Origin of the sequence: Pararhodobacter sp. (assembly GCF_036802785.1) — a bacterium.
GTDB lineage: Bacteria > Pseudomonadota > Alphaproteobacteria > Rhodobacterales > Rhodobacteraceae > Pararhodobacter.
The window spans coordinates 1-16,412 of the sequence record NZ_DAIRVN010000050.1 but is presented as its reverse complement, the minus strand read 5'-3'; the positions used below and the strand labels follow the sequence as shown (position 1 = coordinate 16,412).

General features: G+C 64.9%; 13 protein-coding genes. 6 read left to right on the top strand and 7 right to left on the bottom strand.

The genetic code is table 11. The features are described from left to right. Nucleotides 1–7 precede the first annotated feature (7 nt). A complete protein-coding gene (locus V7Q53_RS15745; RefSeq protein ID WP_333829622.1) occupies nt 8–1,906 on the bottom strand; it encodes an acyl-CoA synthetase in 1,899 nt (632 codons plus the stop codon). Nucleotides 1,907–1,992: 86 nt separating this feature from the next. Beyond that, nucleotides 1,993–3,789, bottom strand: a complete 1,797-nt coding sequence (locus tag V7Q53_RS15740) for an ABC transporter transmembrane domain-containing protein (RefSeq protein WP_333829621.1) — start codon at nt 3,787–3,789, stop codon at nt 1,993–1,995. A gap of 336 nt (nt 3,790–4,125) precedes the next feature. Between V7Q53_RS15740 and V7Q53_RS15735 the strand changes: the two genes are divergently transcribed. From V7Q53_RS15735 to V7Q53_RS15725, 3 genes are all read left to right on the top strand, one after another. Beyond that, entirely contained in the window at nt 4,126–5,682 is a 1,557-nt protein-coding gene (locus V7Q53_RS15735) for an alanine/glycine:cation symporter family protein (RefSeq protein WP_333829620.1), read from the top strand. 123 nt (nt 5,683–5,805) lie between these two features. Further along, complete coding sequence (locus V7Q53_RS15730) at nt 5,806–7,704, top strand: hypothetical protein (protein ID WP_333829619.1); 1,899 nt, start codon at nt 5,806–5,808, stop codon at nt 7,702–7,704. Nucleotides 7,705–7,899: 195 nt separating this feature from the next. Continuing rightward, a complete protein-coding gene (locus tag V7Q53_RS15725; protein ID WP_333829618.1) occupies nt 7,900–9,468 on the top strand; it encodes an ATP-dependent DNA helicase in 1,569 nt (522 codons plus the stop codon). Between the two features lie 37 nt (nt 9,469–9,505). Here V7Q53_RS15725 and V7Q53_RS15720 read toward each other — a convergent pair whose 3' ends face one another. Further along, complete coding sequence (locus V7Q53_RS15720; RefSeq protein WP_333829617.1) at nt 9,506–9,862, bottom strand: DUF6455 family protein; 357 nt, start codon at nt 9,860–9,862, stop codon at nt 9,506–9,508. 303 nt (nt 9,863–10,165) lie between these two features. Here V7Q53_RS15720 and V7Q53_RS15715 point away from each other — a divergent pair, with 303 nt between their 5' ends. The 3 genes from V7Q53_RS15715 to V7Q53_RS15705 all read left to right on the top strand — a co-directional run bounded on the left by V7Q53_RS15715 (nt 10,166) and on the right by V7Q53_RS15705 (nt 12,816). After that, the gene (locus V7Q53_RS15715; protein ID WP_333829616.1) at nt 10,166–11,800 is read left to right on the top strand and encodes a BCCT family transporter; all 1,635 of its coding nucleotides are present in this window, start codon (nt 10,166–10,168) and stop codon (nt 11,798–11,800) included. Nucleotides 11,801–11,945: 145 nt separating this feature from the next. Beyond that, on the top strand, nt 11,946–12,488 hold the full coding sequence (gene thpR / locus V7Q53_RS15710; protein WP_333829615.1) for an RNA 2',3'-cyclic phosphodiesterase: 543 nt from the start codon (nt 11,946–11,948) through the stop codon (nt 12,486–12,488). Between the two features lie 91 nt (nt 12,489–12,579). Beyond that, nucleotides 12,580–12,816: an Lrp/AsnC family transcriptional regulator gene (locus V7Q53_RS15705; RefSeq protein ID WP_333829614.1), complete on the top strand. Its 237-nt coding sequence runs from the start codon at nt 12,580–12,582 to the stop codon at nt 12,814–12,816. Nucleotides 12,817–12,856: 40 nt separating this feature from the next. Here V7Q53_RS15705 and V7Q53_RS15700 read toward each other — a convergent pair whose 3' ends face one another. The 4 genes from V7Q53_RS15700 to V7Q53_RS15685 form a co-directional block, all read right to left on the bottom strand. Next, a complete protein-coding gene (locus V7Q53_RS15700; protein ID WP_333829612.1) occupies nt 12,857–13,630 on the bottom strand; it encodes a TIGR02186 family protein in 774 nt (257 codons plus the stop codon). Further along, a complete protein-coding gene (locus tag V7Q53_RS15695; protein WP_333829611.1) occupies nt 13,630–14,550 on the bottom strand; it encodes a sulfite exporter TauE/SafE family protein in 921 nt (306 codons plus the stop codon). The genes V7Q53_RS15700 and V7Q53_RS15695 overlap by 1 nt, the downstream gene beginning before the upstream one ends. Nucleotides 14,551–14,636: 86 nt before the next feature. After that, entirely contained in the window at nt 14,637–15,602 is a 966-nt protein-coding gene (locus V7Q53_RS15690; protein ID WP_333829610.1) for an ABC transporter permease, read from the bottom strand. Then, a partial coding sequence (locus V7Q53_RS15685) for an ABC transporter permease (RefSeq protein WP_333829609.1) occupies nt 15,602–16,412 on the bottom strand: 811 nt, incomplete at its 5' end. The genes V7Q53_RS15690 and V7Q53_RS15685, both read right to left, overlap by 1 nt.

Below are 16,412 nucleotides of genomic sequence, written 5' to 3'. Positions count from 1 at the left end.
GGTGGGTTCAGGCCCATTCCCATGGCACGGTGAACTCACCCAGTTTCAGCGCAACCGCCGCTTCATCCACCTCACCCGTCCGCTCGATCCGGGCGACAAGGCCGCGCTTCTTGTCCTCGACAACCGCAGCCACCCGCGCCGGTATCTTGTTCTCCTCAAAGAGATCATTAAAGACACGGATGATCGCCATGCGCCGCAGATCAGGCTTGAACACCTTGCCCACCGCCGTTTTCGGCAGTTCCGGCAGCACCTCAATGTACTTCGGCACCGCGGCACGCTCCGGCACCCGGTCGGCGGCGTGGTCCAGCAATTCGCGCGTGGTGACCTTCGCACCGGCCACCAGCTCGACATAGGCACAGGGCATCTCACCCACCTTGGCGTCGGGCTGGCCTATCGCCCCAGCGAAGGACACCGCCGGATGGCTGAGCAAAGCTTCCTCGATCATCGCCGGGTCAATGTTATGGCCGCTGCGGATGATCAGATCCTTGGCGCGGCCGGTGATCCAAAGATAGCCGTCAGCATCGATCCGCCCCAGATCGCCGGTGCGCAGAAACCGGCCCTGCGCATAGAGGCCCAGGTTCTTGGCCTCTTCGGTATAGGTTGATCCCTCAAAGACGCCGGGCGAGCTGATACAGATCTCGCCCACCTCGTCGGTGGCGCATTCATGGTTGATATCGCCATTCACCGCCAGCCTGAGGATGCGCACGTCAGTGTAGGGGAACGCAAGCCCCACCGAGCCGATCTTCTTTTCGCCATCCACCGGGTTGGCCGCGACAAGGCAGGTGGCCTCGGTAAGGCCGTAGCCTTCGATGATGGAAACGCCGGTCGCTTCCTCAAAACGTCGATAAAGTTCAACCGGCAGCGCGGCTGAGCCGGAAAACCCGTTGCGCAAAGTTGAAATATTGGCATTCACCGGGCGCTGCATCAGCGCCGAAAGGGCCGTGGGCACGGTGAAGATATACGTCGCGCCCCACCGCTCAACCAGTTTCCAGAAATTGTCGAACACCCCGTCACCGCGATAGCCCTGCGGCGTCGGAAAGACCACATGCGCGCCCGAACAGATCGACGCCATCATCACCGGATAGGCGGCAAAGACGTGGAACAGGGGCAACGGGCACAGGATGATATCCTCGGGGGCGAACAGCATCTCGGCCCCGATCCAGCCGTTATACAGCATGCCGGAGGCCTTGTGCTGCGCCACCTTGGGCGTGCCGGTGGTGCCGCCGGTGTGGAAATAGGCACAGACCCGGTCTTCGGCAGGCAGCTCAAAGGTCAGCCGGTCGGCAGGCTGGCGCGCCAGCTCAGTGTTGAAATCAAGCACCCTTGCCGTGTGGTGGATATCGTTCTTCGGGCGGATGAACGGCACGATCCAGCTTTTCGGCGGGGACATGTAGTGCAGCATGTCCACTTCCAGCACGGTGCGCACCTCAGGCGCGTTGCCCACCGCTTCGGCCACCTTCTGCGCCACATCCGTCTTGGGAAAACTGCGCAGCGTCACCACGACCTTGGCCTTGGTCTCACGCAGGATCCCGGCGATCTTTTCAGGCTCTAGCAGCGGGTTGATCGGGTTGACCACCCCCGCCGTCATGCCGCCAAAAAGCGTGATCGCGGTCTCGTTGATCGTGGGCAGGACATAGGCGATGGTGTCACCCTCGCCCACGCCAAGGCTGCGGAACAGATTGGCGGCCTGCGTGATCTTGCCGTGAAACTGCGCCCAGGTCAGGGTCTCTGCCTTGGCCCCGGCATCAGAGAACATCTGAAACGACACGGCGTTGCGGCTGCCATGGGTGTTGCGGGTGCGGGTGATCTGTTCATAGACGGTGACCGGAATATCCCGCGCGCTCCATGGCATGGCATTCTGAACGGCGTCGCGGTCGGCAGTGCTGGCAAATCGACTGTTTGGCATGGTTTCCTCCCTGCTCAAGACCATAAGATGGCCCTTTTCGAAGGCAAGGGCAATGCGACGTGCTGGCCCGGAAGGGGATGTGCACGTCACATTTCGTCGTCTTGACCTTCGGTAAACTGAAGCCGCGCCAGCCGCGCATAGAGCCCGCCCTGCGCCACCAACACCTCATGCGTGCCCTCGGAGACGATCCGCCCCTTGTCGAACACCACAATCCGGTCGGCCTTGCGCACGGTGGCCAGACGGTGCGCCACCACCAGCGTGGTGCGGTCCTTTGAAAGCTGCTCGACCGCGCGCTGCACGGCGCGTTCGCTTTCCGCATCCAGCGCTGAAGTGGCCTCGTCCAGCAGCAGCACCGGCGCGTCGCGCAGGATGGCGCGGGCGATGGCGATGCGCTGCTTCTGCCCGCCCGACAGCATCACACCACGCTCACCCAGCTGGGTGTCATAGCCCAGCGGCAGGGCTGCGATGAACTCATGCGCGGCGGCGGCGCGGGCGGCCTGTTCAATCTCGGCATCCGTGGCATCAAGGCGGCCAAAGCGGATGTTTTCACGCGCGGTGGTGCCAAAGATCACCGGGTCCTGCGGCACCAGCGCCATGGTGCTGCGCAGATCGGTGCGTTCCAGCTCACGGATATCGACGCCGTCCAGCCGGATCGCCCCGGCCTGCGGGTCATAAAAGCGCATCAGAAGCTGGATGATCGTGGTCTTTCCCGCGCCTGATGGCCCCACCAGCGCCACGGTTTCACCCGGCACCACGTTGAGCGAGATACCCTCCAGCGCCGATTGCCCGGGCCGCGACGGATAGTGAAAGCGCACCCCCTCAAAGGATACCGCACCGCGCACCGGCCTGGGCAGCACGACGGGGTGCGCCGGGTCTTCCACCTGATCGACGGCGTCCAGCAGCTCTGCCAGTCGCTCGGTCGCACCCGCGGCGCGCTGCAGCTCGCCCCAGATTTCCGACAGCGCGCCGACCGATCCGGCCACGATCACCGAATAGATGACGAACTGCACCAGCTCGCCCACGCTCATCACGCCCGCGCGCACATCCAGCGCACCCACCCAGAGCACGCCCACAATCCCGCTGAAAACCAGCATGATCACGATCACCGTCATCACCGCCCGCGTGGCGATGCGCTTGAGGGCAATGTCAAAGGCCTTTTCGGTGACCGTATCGAAAGCGACGCTGCTCTGGGCTTCGTGGGTGAAGGCCTGAACCGTCTGCACCGCGCTCAGCGCCTCGGAGGCATTGCCGGAGGAGGCCGCGATCCAGTCCTGATTTTCGCGCGAAAGGTTGCGCAGGCGGCGGCCCAGCACCACGATCGGCACGATCACGGCGGGCACCAGCAGCAGCACCAGCCCCGTCAACTTGGCCGAGGTCAGCGCCAGCATCGCCAGCCCGCCGATCAGCATCAGCACATTGCGCAGCGCGACCGAGATGGACGAACCGACGATGGACTGGATCAGCGTTGTGTCGGTGGTGATGCGCGACAGCACCTCGCCGGTCATGACGCGCTCATAGAACACAGGGCTGAGACCGATCACCCGGGCAAAGACCGCGCGGCGGATATCGGCCACCACGCGCTCACCCAGCCGGGTGATCATGTAATACCGCGCACCCGTGCCCAGCGCGAGAAGCGCCGCAATGCCCAGCGAGGCCACGAAATACTGGTTCAGCAGTTCCAGATCGCCCGCGCCGAACCCATCCACCACCCGGCGCACGGCCAGCGGGAGCGCCAGCGACACCATGGCTGTGACCACGAGCGCCAGAAAGGCACCGCCCAGCAGCAGGCGGTAGCGGGAAAGGAACGGCCACAGCCCCGAAAGCGCCCCGATCTTGCGCGAGGCGGCGCGCTCTTCGCTGTTGGGCTGGGGTGTATCGGCCATGGCCTGTTCCCTGTACGCATTCTGTATGATTGGAGGCGGGTTTAGGCGAGTGTGCCGCGCAGGGCAAGCGCGCATGCCACGCGGGGCCTGCACGCCCCGCCGCGCCGCCTTTGCACGGTGCCGCCTGACTGTGCGCCGGATCAGGTGGAATACTCGTCTGATTGCACGCGGAAGGGTGGGCCACGGCGTTTGCGGCATTTCGTCCCAGCGCGCTGCAATGACCCGGTCAAAGGGCTCGACCGGGCGGCGAAAGCGCGGGAAAGCTGGCGCGGCCTGCCCCTGTCGGCATACACTCAGCAGCGGCGCGCCGCCGGAAACCGCCAGAAAGAAACGCGAATGACAAGATACCCGGCCCTGCTTGCCCTTTCAGCCATCCTCGGTGCGACACCGGCGCAGGCCTCAGTCGGCGCAAACCTCGGGGAAAGCATCGACACCCTCTTCGCGCAGGCCACCGGCTGGTTTGTTACCCTGATCTTTGCACCACTGCCGGGCACCGGCCTGCCGTGGATCGTGGGATGGCTGGTGATCGGTGCTGCGGTCTTCACCCTCTATTTCGGCTTCATCCAGTTCCGTGCCTTCGGTCATGCGATTGCGCTGGTGCGCGGCAAGTATTCAGAACCGGACAACGCAAGCCCGGACAACGCCGGTGAAGTCAGCCATTTTCAGGCCCTCACAACCGCACTTTCGGGCACCGTGGGGCTGGGCAATATCGCGGGCGTGGCGGTCGCGGTCAGCATCGGCGGCGCGGGTGCAACCTTCTGGATGATCATGGCGGGGCTGCTGGGCATGGCGTCAAAATTCGTGGAATGCACGCTGGGGGTGAAATACCGCAACGAATACCCTGACGGCACGGTCTCGGGCGGGCCGATGTATTACCTGAAGAAGGGCTTTGCCGAGCGCGGCCTGCCGCTGGGCGGGGTGATGGCGGTGCTGTTCTCGGTCTTTTGCGTGCTGGGCGCGCTGGGGGGCGGGAACATGTTTCAGGCCAATCAGGCCGCCTCGCAGGTGGAAAGCGTGCTGGGCGTGCCGACATGGGCGACGGGGCTGGCAATGGCGGGGATCGTCTTTGCGGTCATCGTCGGCGGCATAAAATCCATCGCGCGGGTGACTGAAAAGGTCGTGCCTTTCATGGGTGTTGGCTATTTTCTGGTCGGCGCCGCCATTCTGGCGATGCATCATGACCTGATCCTCTGGGCTTTTGGCGAGATCCTGCGCGGTGCCTTCACCGAGACCGGGGTAACCGGCGGGATTATCGGTGCGATCATTCAGGGCTTTCGGCGCGCGGCGTTTTCCAACGAGGCCGGTGTCGGCTCGGCGGCAATCGCGCATTCGGCGGTGCGCACCTCGGAGCCCGTAAGCGAAGGGTTCGTCGCGCTGCTGGAGCCCTTCATCGACACGGTGGTGATCTGCACGATGACCGCGCTGGTGATCATCATCACCGGCCAGTTGCTGCAAGACTCTGAGAGCGGCCTCTATCTGCTGACCGAAAGCGGAAGCATCGCCACCGCCTCGGGCGCAACGGGGGGTGTGCCGATCACCTCGGCGGCCTTCGGGTCAGCCTTTGGCTGGGCACCCTATGCGCTGGCGGTGGCGGTCGTGCTGTTCGCCTTTTCGACCATGATCACATGGTCCTATTACGGCACCAAGGCATGGACCTACCTGTTCGGCGAGGGCCGCCGCAAGGAACTGGCGTTCAAGGCTTTGTTCTGCGTCTTCATCTTTATCGGCGCGGTTTCCAGCCTTGAGGCCGTGATCGGCTTTTCCGATGCTGCGATCTTTTCAATGGCGGTGGTCAATATCATCGGCCTTTACTGCCTGATGCCGCTGGTCAGGGCCGATCTGAACTCCTACCTGGCGCGGCTGCGCACCGGTGAGATCAGGCGCAAACGCTGAGCGGTTCCGGGCGGATGCGCCCTGCCGCAGCGGCACGCCAATCGCCAAAAGGTGAAGAAGCAGGCAATTGCGCTGAAACGTCGCACAGGGCATTCTGCGCGCAGAAATTTCCGGAGATTTTTCATGCGTTTGCCCACCACCCGCCTGCGCCGCTCGCTCACACTTGCCCTGACCGGGCTGGTGCTGGCCCTTCCGCTTCAGGCCGAAACTTCGGTCAGGGCGATCACGCTCTCCACAGCCGGTCTCGCAATGATCGAGGCCACGGGCACACTGGGGAATGACCCGATGCGCCTGTCCGTCGCGCGCAACGATATCGACGATTTCCTGAAAACGCTGTGGGTGCTGGACCCGGAGGGCGCCGCCGCGCATCTGACGATGACCGGCCCCGGCAGTTTTGAGGACGCCTTCGCGCATCTGCCGCTGGGCCCGGACGAGGTGACCGACCCTGCACGCCTGCTGCATGCCATGATCGGCGCACCCATCGCCGTCGAGCGGCGGGGCGAGCGCTGGGAGGGGGTCAATATGGGCGTCACCCAGCGGCCCTGCGAACATGGCCCCTGCCCCGTGCTGAACCTTCAGACCGATGACGGCAGCCTGCGCAGCTTCGAGATCAATGACGCGCTCAGCTTCACCTTCAGCGACAGCGCAGACCGCGCCCATGTCAGCGCCGCACTGGCCGCCTGGCGCGCGCGTTCCGATGACCGGCGCGTGGAACTGGCGCTGCGCTCGGACAACGAGGCCGAGCGCCAGGTGGGGCTGGTCTGGCTGCAAAGCGCACCGCTGTGGCGCACCGCATGGCGCGCGGTTGACACGCCTGAGGGCATCCAGCTGATCGGCTGGGCCGTGGTAGAAAACGCCACCGGCATGGACTGGGAAAATGTCGAGCTGACACTGGCCACCGGCGCCACCCGCAACATCGCCGCGCGCCTCTATGAGCGCCACTATGCCTTCCGCGAGGAAGCCCTGATGGCCAGCCCGCCGCCCGGCATGCCCGCCATGGCACGCGGCAGCATGGAACTGGCCGCCGCGCCGGTGCCGCAAATGGCCGACAGCGCCGCTGCGGCCCCGGTCAGCGCCGATGACGGCGACAGCTTCAGCCGCTTCACCCTGTCCATGCCCGTCTCGCTGGCGGCGGGGCAGATGATCAGCGTGCCCTTCCTGTCCGAAACCCTGCCCGATGCGCGCCTGACCCTCTATCGTGGCGGCCATGGCGAGCGCCATCCGGTGATCGCGCTGGCGCTGGAAAACCCGCTGCCGCTGCGCCTGCCTGCGGGTGTTCTGACCCTCTATGAAGAGGGCCGTGGCCATGCGGGCGATGCGCATATCCCCGAACTGGCCCCCGGTGCGACCGAGATTGTCGATTTCGCGCGCGACACCGCCATGGAGATCCGCGAAGAAAGCGGCACCACCGAAACCCTGCGCGAGATGCGTCTGGTGCGCGGGGTGCTTCAGGTCACCGAAGACCTGCAGCGCCGCACCACCTACCGGATCGAGGGGGCACCGCAGGCGGAGCGGGAACTGACCCTGGACCACCCGCGCCGCAGCGACTGGACGGTCACCGGCCCCGATGGCGCCGAAGAAACCACCGACGCATGGCGCTGGCGCATCACCGTGCCCGCCGGTGAGACGCTGACCCATGAGGTGACCGAGCGCCAGCCCCGCCTGCGCCGCGTGGGGCTGATGGATATCGACCTGCCGACGCTGGCCCTGTGGGAGGCGCGCGCCACCGATCCGGCCCTGCGCGAAACGCTGGGTGAACTAGCCGGGCTGCGCACCGCCATCACTGAGGCGACCACCCGTCAGCGCCATGCCGCCGAGGAGATCGAGGGGCTGGAGCGCGAACAGGCGCGGCTGGTGAACCTGATCGTGCAACTGGGCGATGACAGCAACGCCAACCGCGAGCGCCGCGCCCGTGTCGATGCGATCGATGCCGCAATCGCTGCGGCGGAGGACACCCGCCGCACGGCGGCGAGCGAGATCGACAGCCTGCGCAGGCAGATTGCCGAGCTGCTGGAAAGCTGAGGCCCGGTTGAGACCGGGTTGAGGGGGGCTTTGCCCCCCTCTTCGGCTGCGCCGAATTCACCCCCCAGGATATTTTGGAACAGGTGAGGGGCGATCCAGGCGCGCCATCGGCGGGCGGCGCCGTTCAACTGTCCTTCCCTACCGCTGCCGCATGGCCTAGGATCGGCGCCATGATCAGCCCTGTTGCCCTTTCCCATGACCCCTGAACTTTTCCCCAACGAAGCGGCGTTGCCGACGACGCCCGCGCGCCCCGAATTTTCGGAGGATCAGGCGCAGGCCTGGGATCAGGTGGCCGAGCTTCTGGCCCGCGCCGGTATCCGCCTGATGGACGAAGAGACCGACCCGCCCGACCCTGACGCGCCCGGCGCGGTGCGGGCGATTCTGGGCAAGGCCGGGTCCGGCAAGACCATGCTTCTGGCAGAGCTGACAAAGGCGCTGGTCGCCGCCGGGGTTGAAACCGTTTCCGGCGATTACGAGGGGCGGCGGCGCAAGGAGCGGCGCACGCTGGCCATTCTGGCGCCGACGAACAAGGCTGCCTCGGTGCTGCGCAACCGCGGTGTGCCGGCAACCACCATTCATCGCATCCTCTACACCCCGGTCTATGACCCCGAATACGAAAAGATCGCCGAATGGCTGGCTGGCAACGGCCCGCGCCCGGAAATGCCCGATCTGGGCGAGACCGCGCTGGACCGCGCGCAGGCCTTTTACGCCACGGTCAAATCCATCCCCGGCGCGCTGGCGGCGGCGGGGCTTCGGGGCAGTGATTTCATCAAGGGCTGGAAGCGGCGCGACGACCCGCTGGATATCGGCTTCATTGACGAAAGCTCGATGCTGGACACCCGGCAGTTTCAGGATCTGCACGAGATCTTTCAGACACTGGTTCTGTTCGGCGACCCGGCGCAGCTTGCCCCGGTGGGCCAGTCCGGCGAGATGGTGTTTGACACCCTGCCCGAGGCAAACCGCATCACCCTCAGCCGCATTCACCGGCAGGTCGAAGGCAACCCGATCCTTGATCTGGCGCATGCCCTCGCCGACCCCGATCTGCGGTTCGAGGATTTCGAGGCGCGCATCGAAGAGGCCGCGCGCCACGATGACCGCGTGGTCTGGGCGCAGCGGGTCGAAAGCGATCTGATGGCGCGCTCACCCGTGCTGGTCTGGCGCAATGCCACGCGCATCCGGCTGATCCATGCCTTCCGCAACGCCTTTGGCGCGCCCGAGACCGAGCTGTTGCCGGGGGAGCCGCTGGTCTGTGACGGGCTGGAACTGCCCCTGAAGCACCGCAAGAAGCGCATCGACATGGAGGCGCGCGGGCTGATCAAGGGGGCGCAGGTCATTTATCTGGGGCCGGGCAAGCGCAGCGGTTTCTCGCGCCTGCATGTGATCGGCGCTGAAGAGCCGCAGATTTCTGCCGCCTCGATCATCAAGATCGAACGCGAGGGCGAGGAAGAACCCTTCATCCCCTTCGCCCACCATATGGGCGCGGCCTTTCTGCATGGCGCGGCGGTGACGATCCACAAGGCGCAGGGCTCGCAATGGCCTGAGGTGCAGGTTTTCGCCCCTGACCTCTACGCCGCCGCCCGCGCCGGGCGGATCGAGGCCGGGGTGCCGCTGTGGAAGCGGCTGGCCTATGTCGCCATCACCCGCGCCGAACACCGGCTGCACTGGGTAGTGCGCAACCGGCTGGCGCGGCCCTCGGGGCCGTTGCGCACCGACGATCTGGGCGGCGTGCCCGCGCCGCTGTCACTGGCGGGTGAGCCGGAGTAGGGCGCGCAGGCATCTGACAGCGGTCAGCGCGCCCGGCTCAGGCGGTGCAATGATGGGCCTCGAACTGCGCGCGGTTGGGGCAGAACCCCGCCCCTGAGGGGCTGGGATGACCGGCCTGACGCAGAAAGCCGCGGCATTGCGTGGTGTTGGGACACTGCGCGCAGGTTTCGACGATCTGCAGCCATTCCGCCCGGTCGTGCATCACCGCGTCAGGGGTAAGGCCAAACACATTTCCCATCGCCAGCGCGCGCTCGGGAATGGCAGCGGGCATCGCGGCGAGGGTGAGGGCCTGATCGCGGCTGACGCCCATGTCCTGAAAATCCCGCTCATCCAGCGCCGCGACTGCTGCAATGTCAGCCCCGCGCCGGGTCAGTCGTTGAAACCACGCAAACATGATATCCTCCATCCTGATCAGAGAAGCATAACCCCGCGCCGCGCCATCGGGCCTTGATCCTGATCAAACCCTCAGCCCGGGCCGAGGGTTTGGAAGCGACCAGTGGAGCGTCGCTTGAAGACATTTTGTCGCCGGGCGGGTGGCAAATGGTCACAGGAATGTTACGGTGCAGGGTACCGGGTGGCACGCCGCCCCGACAAGGATGAAGGCCAGCGCATCGCCTGAACCCTCACGGTTCCGGCCTTTCCGGTGCGCTGAGCAGCCGCTGAACGCAAGAAACCCGTCAACAGAGGGAGCGCGACCATGTCTGATACCAATGGCGGCGAACCACTGCCGGAGCCGGAAGGCGCGGTGAACGCAATCGAAACCGAATACGAGATCGGTCAGGACAATATCACCCCCCGGATCGGCCCTTTCGGGCTGGATATCCACAACCCGGTGTTCATGATCTCGGGCCTGTCGGTGGTGGCGTTCGTCCTGTTCACGCTGGCCTTCCAGAACAGCGTCGGCCCGCTGTTTCTGGCGCTGCGCGACGGGCTGACTGCCAGCTTTGACTGGTTCTTCCTGATTGTGGGCAACATCTTTGTGCTGGTGTGCCTGGGCCTGATTGTCTCACCTCTGGGCAGGGTGCGGATCGGCGGGCGCGAGGCGACGCCGGATTACAGCTATATCGGCTGGTTTTCGATGCTCTTTGCGGCGGGCATGGGGATCGGGCTGATGTTCTATGGCGTGTCCGAGCCGATGTCGCATTACGACGGCGCTTTCGGCGCGCTCACCACCGAAAACGGGGTGCGCACCGACTGGGCACCCCTTGGCGGAGCGGCGGGCGATGTCGATGCGGCGCGGGCACTGGCGATGGCGGCCACCATTTACCACTGGGGCCTGCACCCCTGGGCGATCTATGCCGTGGTCGCGCTGTCTCTGGCGCTTTTCGCCTATAACAAGGGCCTGCCGCTGACCATGCGCTCGGTCTTCTATCCGATCTTCGGGGAACGGATCTGGGGCTGGCCCGGCCATGTGATCGACATTCTGGCGGTCTTTGCCACGCTCTTCGGGCTGGCAACCTCTTTGGGGATCGGGGCGCAGCAGGCCAATGCCGGGCTGAGCTATCTTTTCGGGATCGAGGTGGGCACTACCGCGCAGGTTATCCTGATCGTGGGGATCACCGGCGCGGCGCTGATCTCGGTGCTGCGCGGGCTTGATGGCGGGGTGAAGAAGCTGTCCGAACTGAACCTGATTCTGGCCACGATCCTGCTGCTGTTCATCATCGTTGTCGGCCCGACACTGGCAATCCTGACCGGGTTCTTTGAGAACCTCTTCGCCTATGGCCGTGATTTTGTCGCACTCTCAAACCCGTTTGGCCGCGAGGATGACAATTTCCGGCAGGGCTGGACATCGTTCTACTGGGCATGGTGGATCAGCTGGTCGCCCTTCGTGGGCATGTTCATCGCCCGCGTCAGCCGGGGGCGGACGGTGCGCGAGTTCATCACCTGCGTCCTCCTGATCCCCACGCTGGTCTCTGTCCTGTGGATGACCACGCTGGGCGGCACGGCGCTGAGCCAGCTGGTGGACGGCAGCTTTACCGGTGTGCAGGAGGCAGCGCTGGAGCTGAAGCTGTTCGAGATGCTGACGCAACTGCCGCTGACCACGATTGCCTCGTTCGTAGCGATCGTTCTGGTGATCGTGTTTTTCATCACCTCGTCTGATTCCGGCTCGTTGGTGATCGACACAATCACCGCAGGCGGCAAGATCGACGCGCCGGTGTCGCAGCGCATCTTCTGGGTCAGCTTTGAAGGGCTGGTGGCGGCAACACTGCTGATCGGAGGCGGGCTGGCCGCCTTGCAGGCGATGGCGGTGTCCACGGGCTTTCCCTTTGCCATTGTGCTGCTGCTGGCCTGCTATGCGCTGATACGCGGGCTGATGGACGAGCCGCGCTGAAAGTGGGGGCGGAAGGGGGGCTTTGCCCCCCTCTCCGGCTTCGCCGAATTCACCCCCCAGCGTATTTCCGGCAAGATGAATGGGGCGGCCGGGATGCGTGTCGAAACCGCTTTCCCCGCAGCAGGGCCATGGGGTAGCAAGGCGCATGATACGCGCTTTCATCGCCATCCCGATCCCCGAGACCATCCGCAGCCAGCTGGTGGTCAGCCAGTACCTGCTGCCCATCGCGCGCCCCTTGCCGCCGGAGAATTTTCACCTGACGCTCGCCTTTCTGGGCAGCGCACCCGAAAACCAGCTGGAAGAGCTTCATTTCGCGCTGGAGCAGATCACCGCGCCGGCGCTTGAGCTGCAGATCGACGGGCTGGGAGTGTTCGGCGGCAACAAGCCGCGATCGGTTCATGCCACCTTCCGGCCTGACCCGGCGCTGAACCGGCTTCAGGCCCGCATCGCCCGCGCCGCCGACATGACAGGTTTCGCACGCGAAACCCGCCGCTTCACCCCGCATGTCACGCTGGGCCGTTTTGCCCCGGACGAGGGAAGCGCCGGCGCGCTGGCACAGGCAATCGGCCAGATCGGCGCGCTGAACATACCGCCTTTCAGGGCCGATCATTTCACGCTCATGCGTTCTATCCTGCGCCCGGACGGCGCCGTGCATGACGAACTCGCCCGCTACCCGCTTGGCGGCTGAGGCCCGTCTTGCACCCTTGCACCCGGCACCGGCGCTGGCATAGGCTCAGCCCGCGCCGTCAAGCGGCAAACCTCATTTCAGGGAGAGCGCCATGAATTGCGTCTTCGTCCAGTTTCGCTGCATTCCAGGCAAGACCTATGAGGTCGCGGCAGCCATCTATGACCGCGAGGTGGTGTCCGAGCTGTTTTCGACGAGCGGCGAATATGACCTGATCGCCAAGGTCTATATTCCCGAGGGCAAGGATGTCGGCCATTATCTGGCGGAAAACCTGTTCGATGTGCCGGGCATTTCGCGCACACTGACCACCATGACCTTCAAGGCCTTCTGACAGCCGCTACAAGGGGCGGTGCCCTCAGCGCGGGCCTTGCTCAGTGCCGGATATACCGGAACGCCGCCGACGCGCCCCAGCCCGCCACCAGCGCCAGCGCCAGCGACAAAAGCCCGTAGACCAGCGGCTGGTCATAGGCCAGCTGGTGCAGCCAGCGCTCGATCCCTTCCTTGCGCACGAAAATCGCGGTGCGGAACTGGTTCACCACTTCCCCCTCGCGCACCAGATACATCCGCGTGGTATAGGCGCCTTCGGTCAGGTTTGCGGGCAGGCGGACATTGGCGCGAAACAGGATCTCGCGGTCCAGATAGACCCAGCGGTCCAGCGTCAGATATTGCTCGGCACGCTCGCGGATCCGCATGAGCGCCGAGGTGAACAGCGCCCGGTCCTCGACATCCCCGGTTGCCTGCGCTGCCCGGATGGCATGCGAGGCCGAGATGCGGTGCTGCGCATCCTGCTCGGCGCTCAGGATCTGCGACAGGGGCGCGCTGGTCGCCACGGCGTAGAAACTGGGCACCGAGGCCATGTTGACCGATTCGACATTCATCCAGATCCCCATCCGCCGGTCCTTGCGCCAGATGGCGACCGGCTGACGCGGCCCCTCGATCACGATGATCACATCAAAGGGCGCGGCGTCCTCGGTTGCGCCCTCATGCCGGATCGCCCCGAAGATCAGAATCTCCGAGCCCGAGAAATTGGCCGTCAACGACACCCGGTTCTGGCTGAGCGCGCCGACAATCTCGCCCGCGCGCGCCGGGCCGGAGACGGGAAGCATCCAGAGGGCCATAAACAGGATCAGCAACACCCGCGCCATCAGTGCCGCCCCGGAATGGTGATCGAATAGAACTCATCCGGGCGCAACAGCAGGTCCAGCGCGATCTTGGAGCAGACCGCCAGAACCACCAGCGCCAGCAGGATGCGCAATTGCTCAGCCTTCAGCTTCAGCCCCAGATTGGTGCCGATCTGCGCCCCCACCACGCCGCCCAGAATCAGGAACAGCGCCAGCAGAATGTCCACCGAATAGCTGGTCACCGCATGCATCACCGTGGTGAAGGCAGTGACAAAGATGATCTGAAACAGCGAGGTGCCGATCACCACCTTGGTCGGCATCCCCAGCAGATAGATCATCGCCGGAACCATGATGAACCCGCCGCCCACGCCCATCACCGCCGAAAGAATACCCACCAGCATGCCCACCAGAATTGGCGGGATGACGCTGATATAGAGGCCCGAAACCCGGAATTTCATCTTCAGCGGCATGTTGTGCACCCAGGTGTGGGTGTGCAGCTTGCGCCGTGGCGCATTGGGGCGGCTGGTGCGATACCAGGCGCGCAACCCCTCCTGAAGCATCAGCAGGCCGATGATACCCAGGAAAACCACATAGGCCAGCTGCACCGCCAGATCGATCTGCCCCAGCGAACTGAGATAGCGAAACAGCGCGATCCCAAGCGCAGCGCCCGCGAGCCCCCCCACCAGCAGCACCGTGCCCATCCGCAGATCAACCGTCTTGCGCTTGAGATGGGCCAGCACGCCGGAGATGGACGAGGCCACCACCTGATTGACCCCGGTCGCCACCGCCACCGCAGGCGGAATGCCGATGAAGAACAGCAGCGGGGTGATCAGAAAGCCGCCGCCCACCCCGAACATGCCTGACAGCAGGCCAACGCCGCCCCCGATGCCCAGAAGCGTCAGGGCATTCGCAGAGACTTCAGCGATTGGCAAATAAATCTGCATGGTTTTCGATAGGACAAAGCCCCTGATTTTGACAGGGGCTTTGATGCGTTTCACAGTCAATTAGATCGCAGTGTGGGCCTCAGGCCTCAGCGTTCCTTGACATAGGGCTCGCCGCCCGCGCGTGGCGGTATCGCGCGGCCCACAAAGCCCGCCAGAATCACCACGGTCAGGATATAGGGCAGCGCCGCCATGAACTGGCCCGACAGCACCACGAAGCCCAGATCGATGTTCGGAAAGCGGTTGGCGACGGCCTCCAGCATGCCGAACAGCAGGACCGCGCCAAGCGCATGCCAGGGCCGCCACTTGGCAAAGATCATCGCCGCCAGCGCGATGAAGCCGCGCCCGGCCGACATGTCCTTCACAAAGCCCGCCGACAGCGAGGTTGCCAGATAGGCCCCGCCGATACCGCACAAGACGCCCGCGATGATCACCGCCAGATAACGCAGCCGCACCACCGACACGCCCGCCGTGTCCACCGCCGCCGGGTTTTCCCCCACGGCGCGCAGCCTCAGGCCAAAGCGCGTGCGGTAAAGGCTGTACCAGACCACCGGCACCATCATCAGGCCCAGATACACCAGAATTGAGTGGCCCGAGAGTATCTGACTGTAAAGCTGCCCCACCAGCGGCACATCCTGCAACGCCCCGGCAAAGGGCAGATCAAGGCGCTGAAACCGTGCCTCACCCGCCAGCGAAGGGGTTCGCCCCCCCTGCTGGAACCAGCTTTGCGCCACCACAACCGTCACGCCCGCCGCCAGAAAGTTGATCGCCACGCCCGAGATAAGCTGATTGCCCCGGAATGTGATGGAGGCCACGCCATGCACCAGCGCAAAGACCACCGATGCCAGCACACCCGCGCCCAGCCCCACCCAGGCGGAACCCGAATAATGCGCATAAGCGGCTGAAAAGAAGGCCGCGATCAGCAGCTTGCCCTCAAGCCCGATATCGAAAACCCCGGCACGCTCGGACACCAGCCCGGCAAGGCAGGCAAACAGCAGCGGCGTGGCCAGCCGCAGGGTTGAATCCAGTATCTGCACAAGGGTTGCGATATCCATCAGCCGCGCCCCCTGAAGGCCAGAAACAGCGCCTCTAGCGGGCGGCGCACCATGTTGTCCAGCGCGCCGGTGAACATGATCACCAGCGCCTGAATGATCACGATCATCTCGCGCGGGATGCGGGTTTCGATGGCCAGCTCTGACCCGCCCTGAAACAGGAAGCCGAACAGAAGCGCTGCCGGAATGATGCCGAACGGGTGCGAGCGGCCCATCAGCGCCACCGCGATGCCGATGAAGCCAGCACCCTCCACCGCGTTCATCACCAGCCGCTGCGGCCCGCCCATTACCGAATTGACCGCCATCATCCCCGCCAGCGCGCCCGACAGCAGCATCGCCACCATGATGATCTTGACCGAGGATATTCCGGCATAATGCGCCGCCGGTTCCGACTGGCCAAAGGCCCGGATCTCAAACCCAAGCCGCGTGCGCCACAGCAGGCCCCATGCCAGCACACAGGCCAGAAGCCCCACGAAAAGCATCACATTCGCCGGGCCCGAGCGCGAGAATTCGATGCCGAGCGGCTCCAGCACATCTGCCAGACGCGGCAGGCGCAGGGTGTTGTCAAAGCGCGCGGTCGCCGGGTCCATCGAGGCGGGGGGGCGCAGCACATGGCTCAGGATGTAATTGAGCAGCGAAAAGGCGATGAAGTTAAACATGATCGTGGTGATCACGATATGGCTGCCGCGCTTCGCCTGCAGCCAGCCCGGAATCGCCGCCCAGGCCGCTCCGGCCACGGCTGAGGCCACGATGGCGGCAATCATCGCCGTCCACCAGTTGGGCCAGGGAATGAACAGGCAGACCATGGCCACC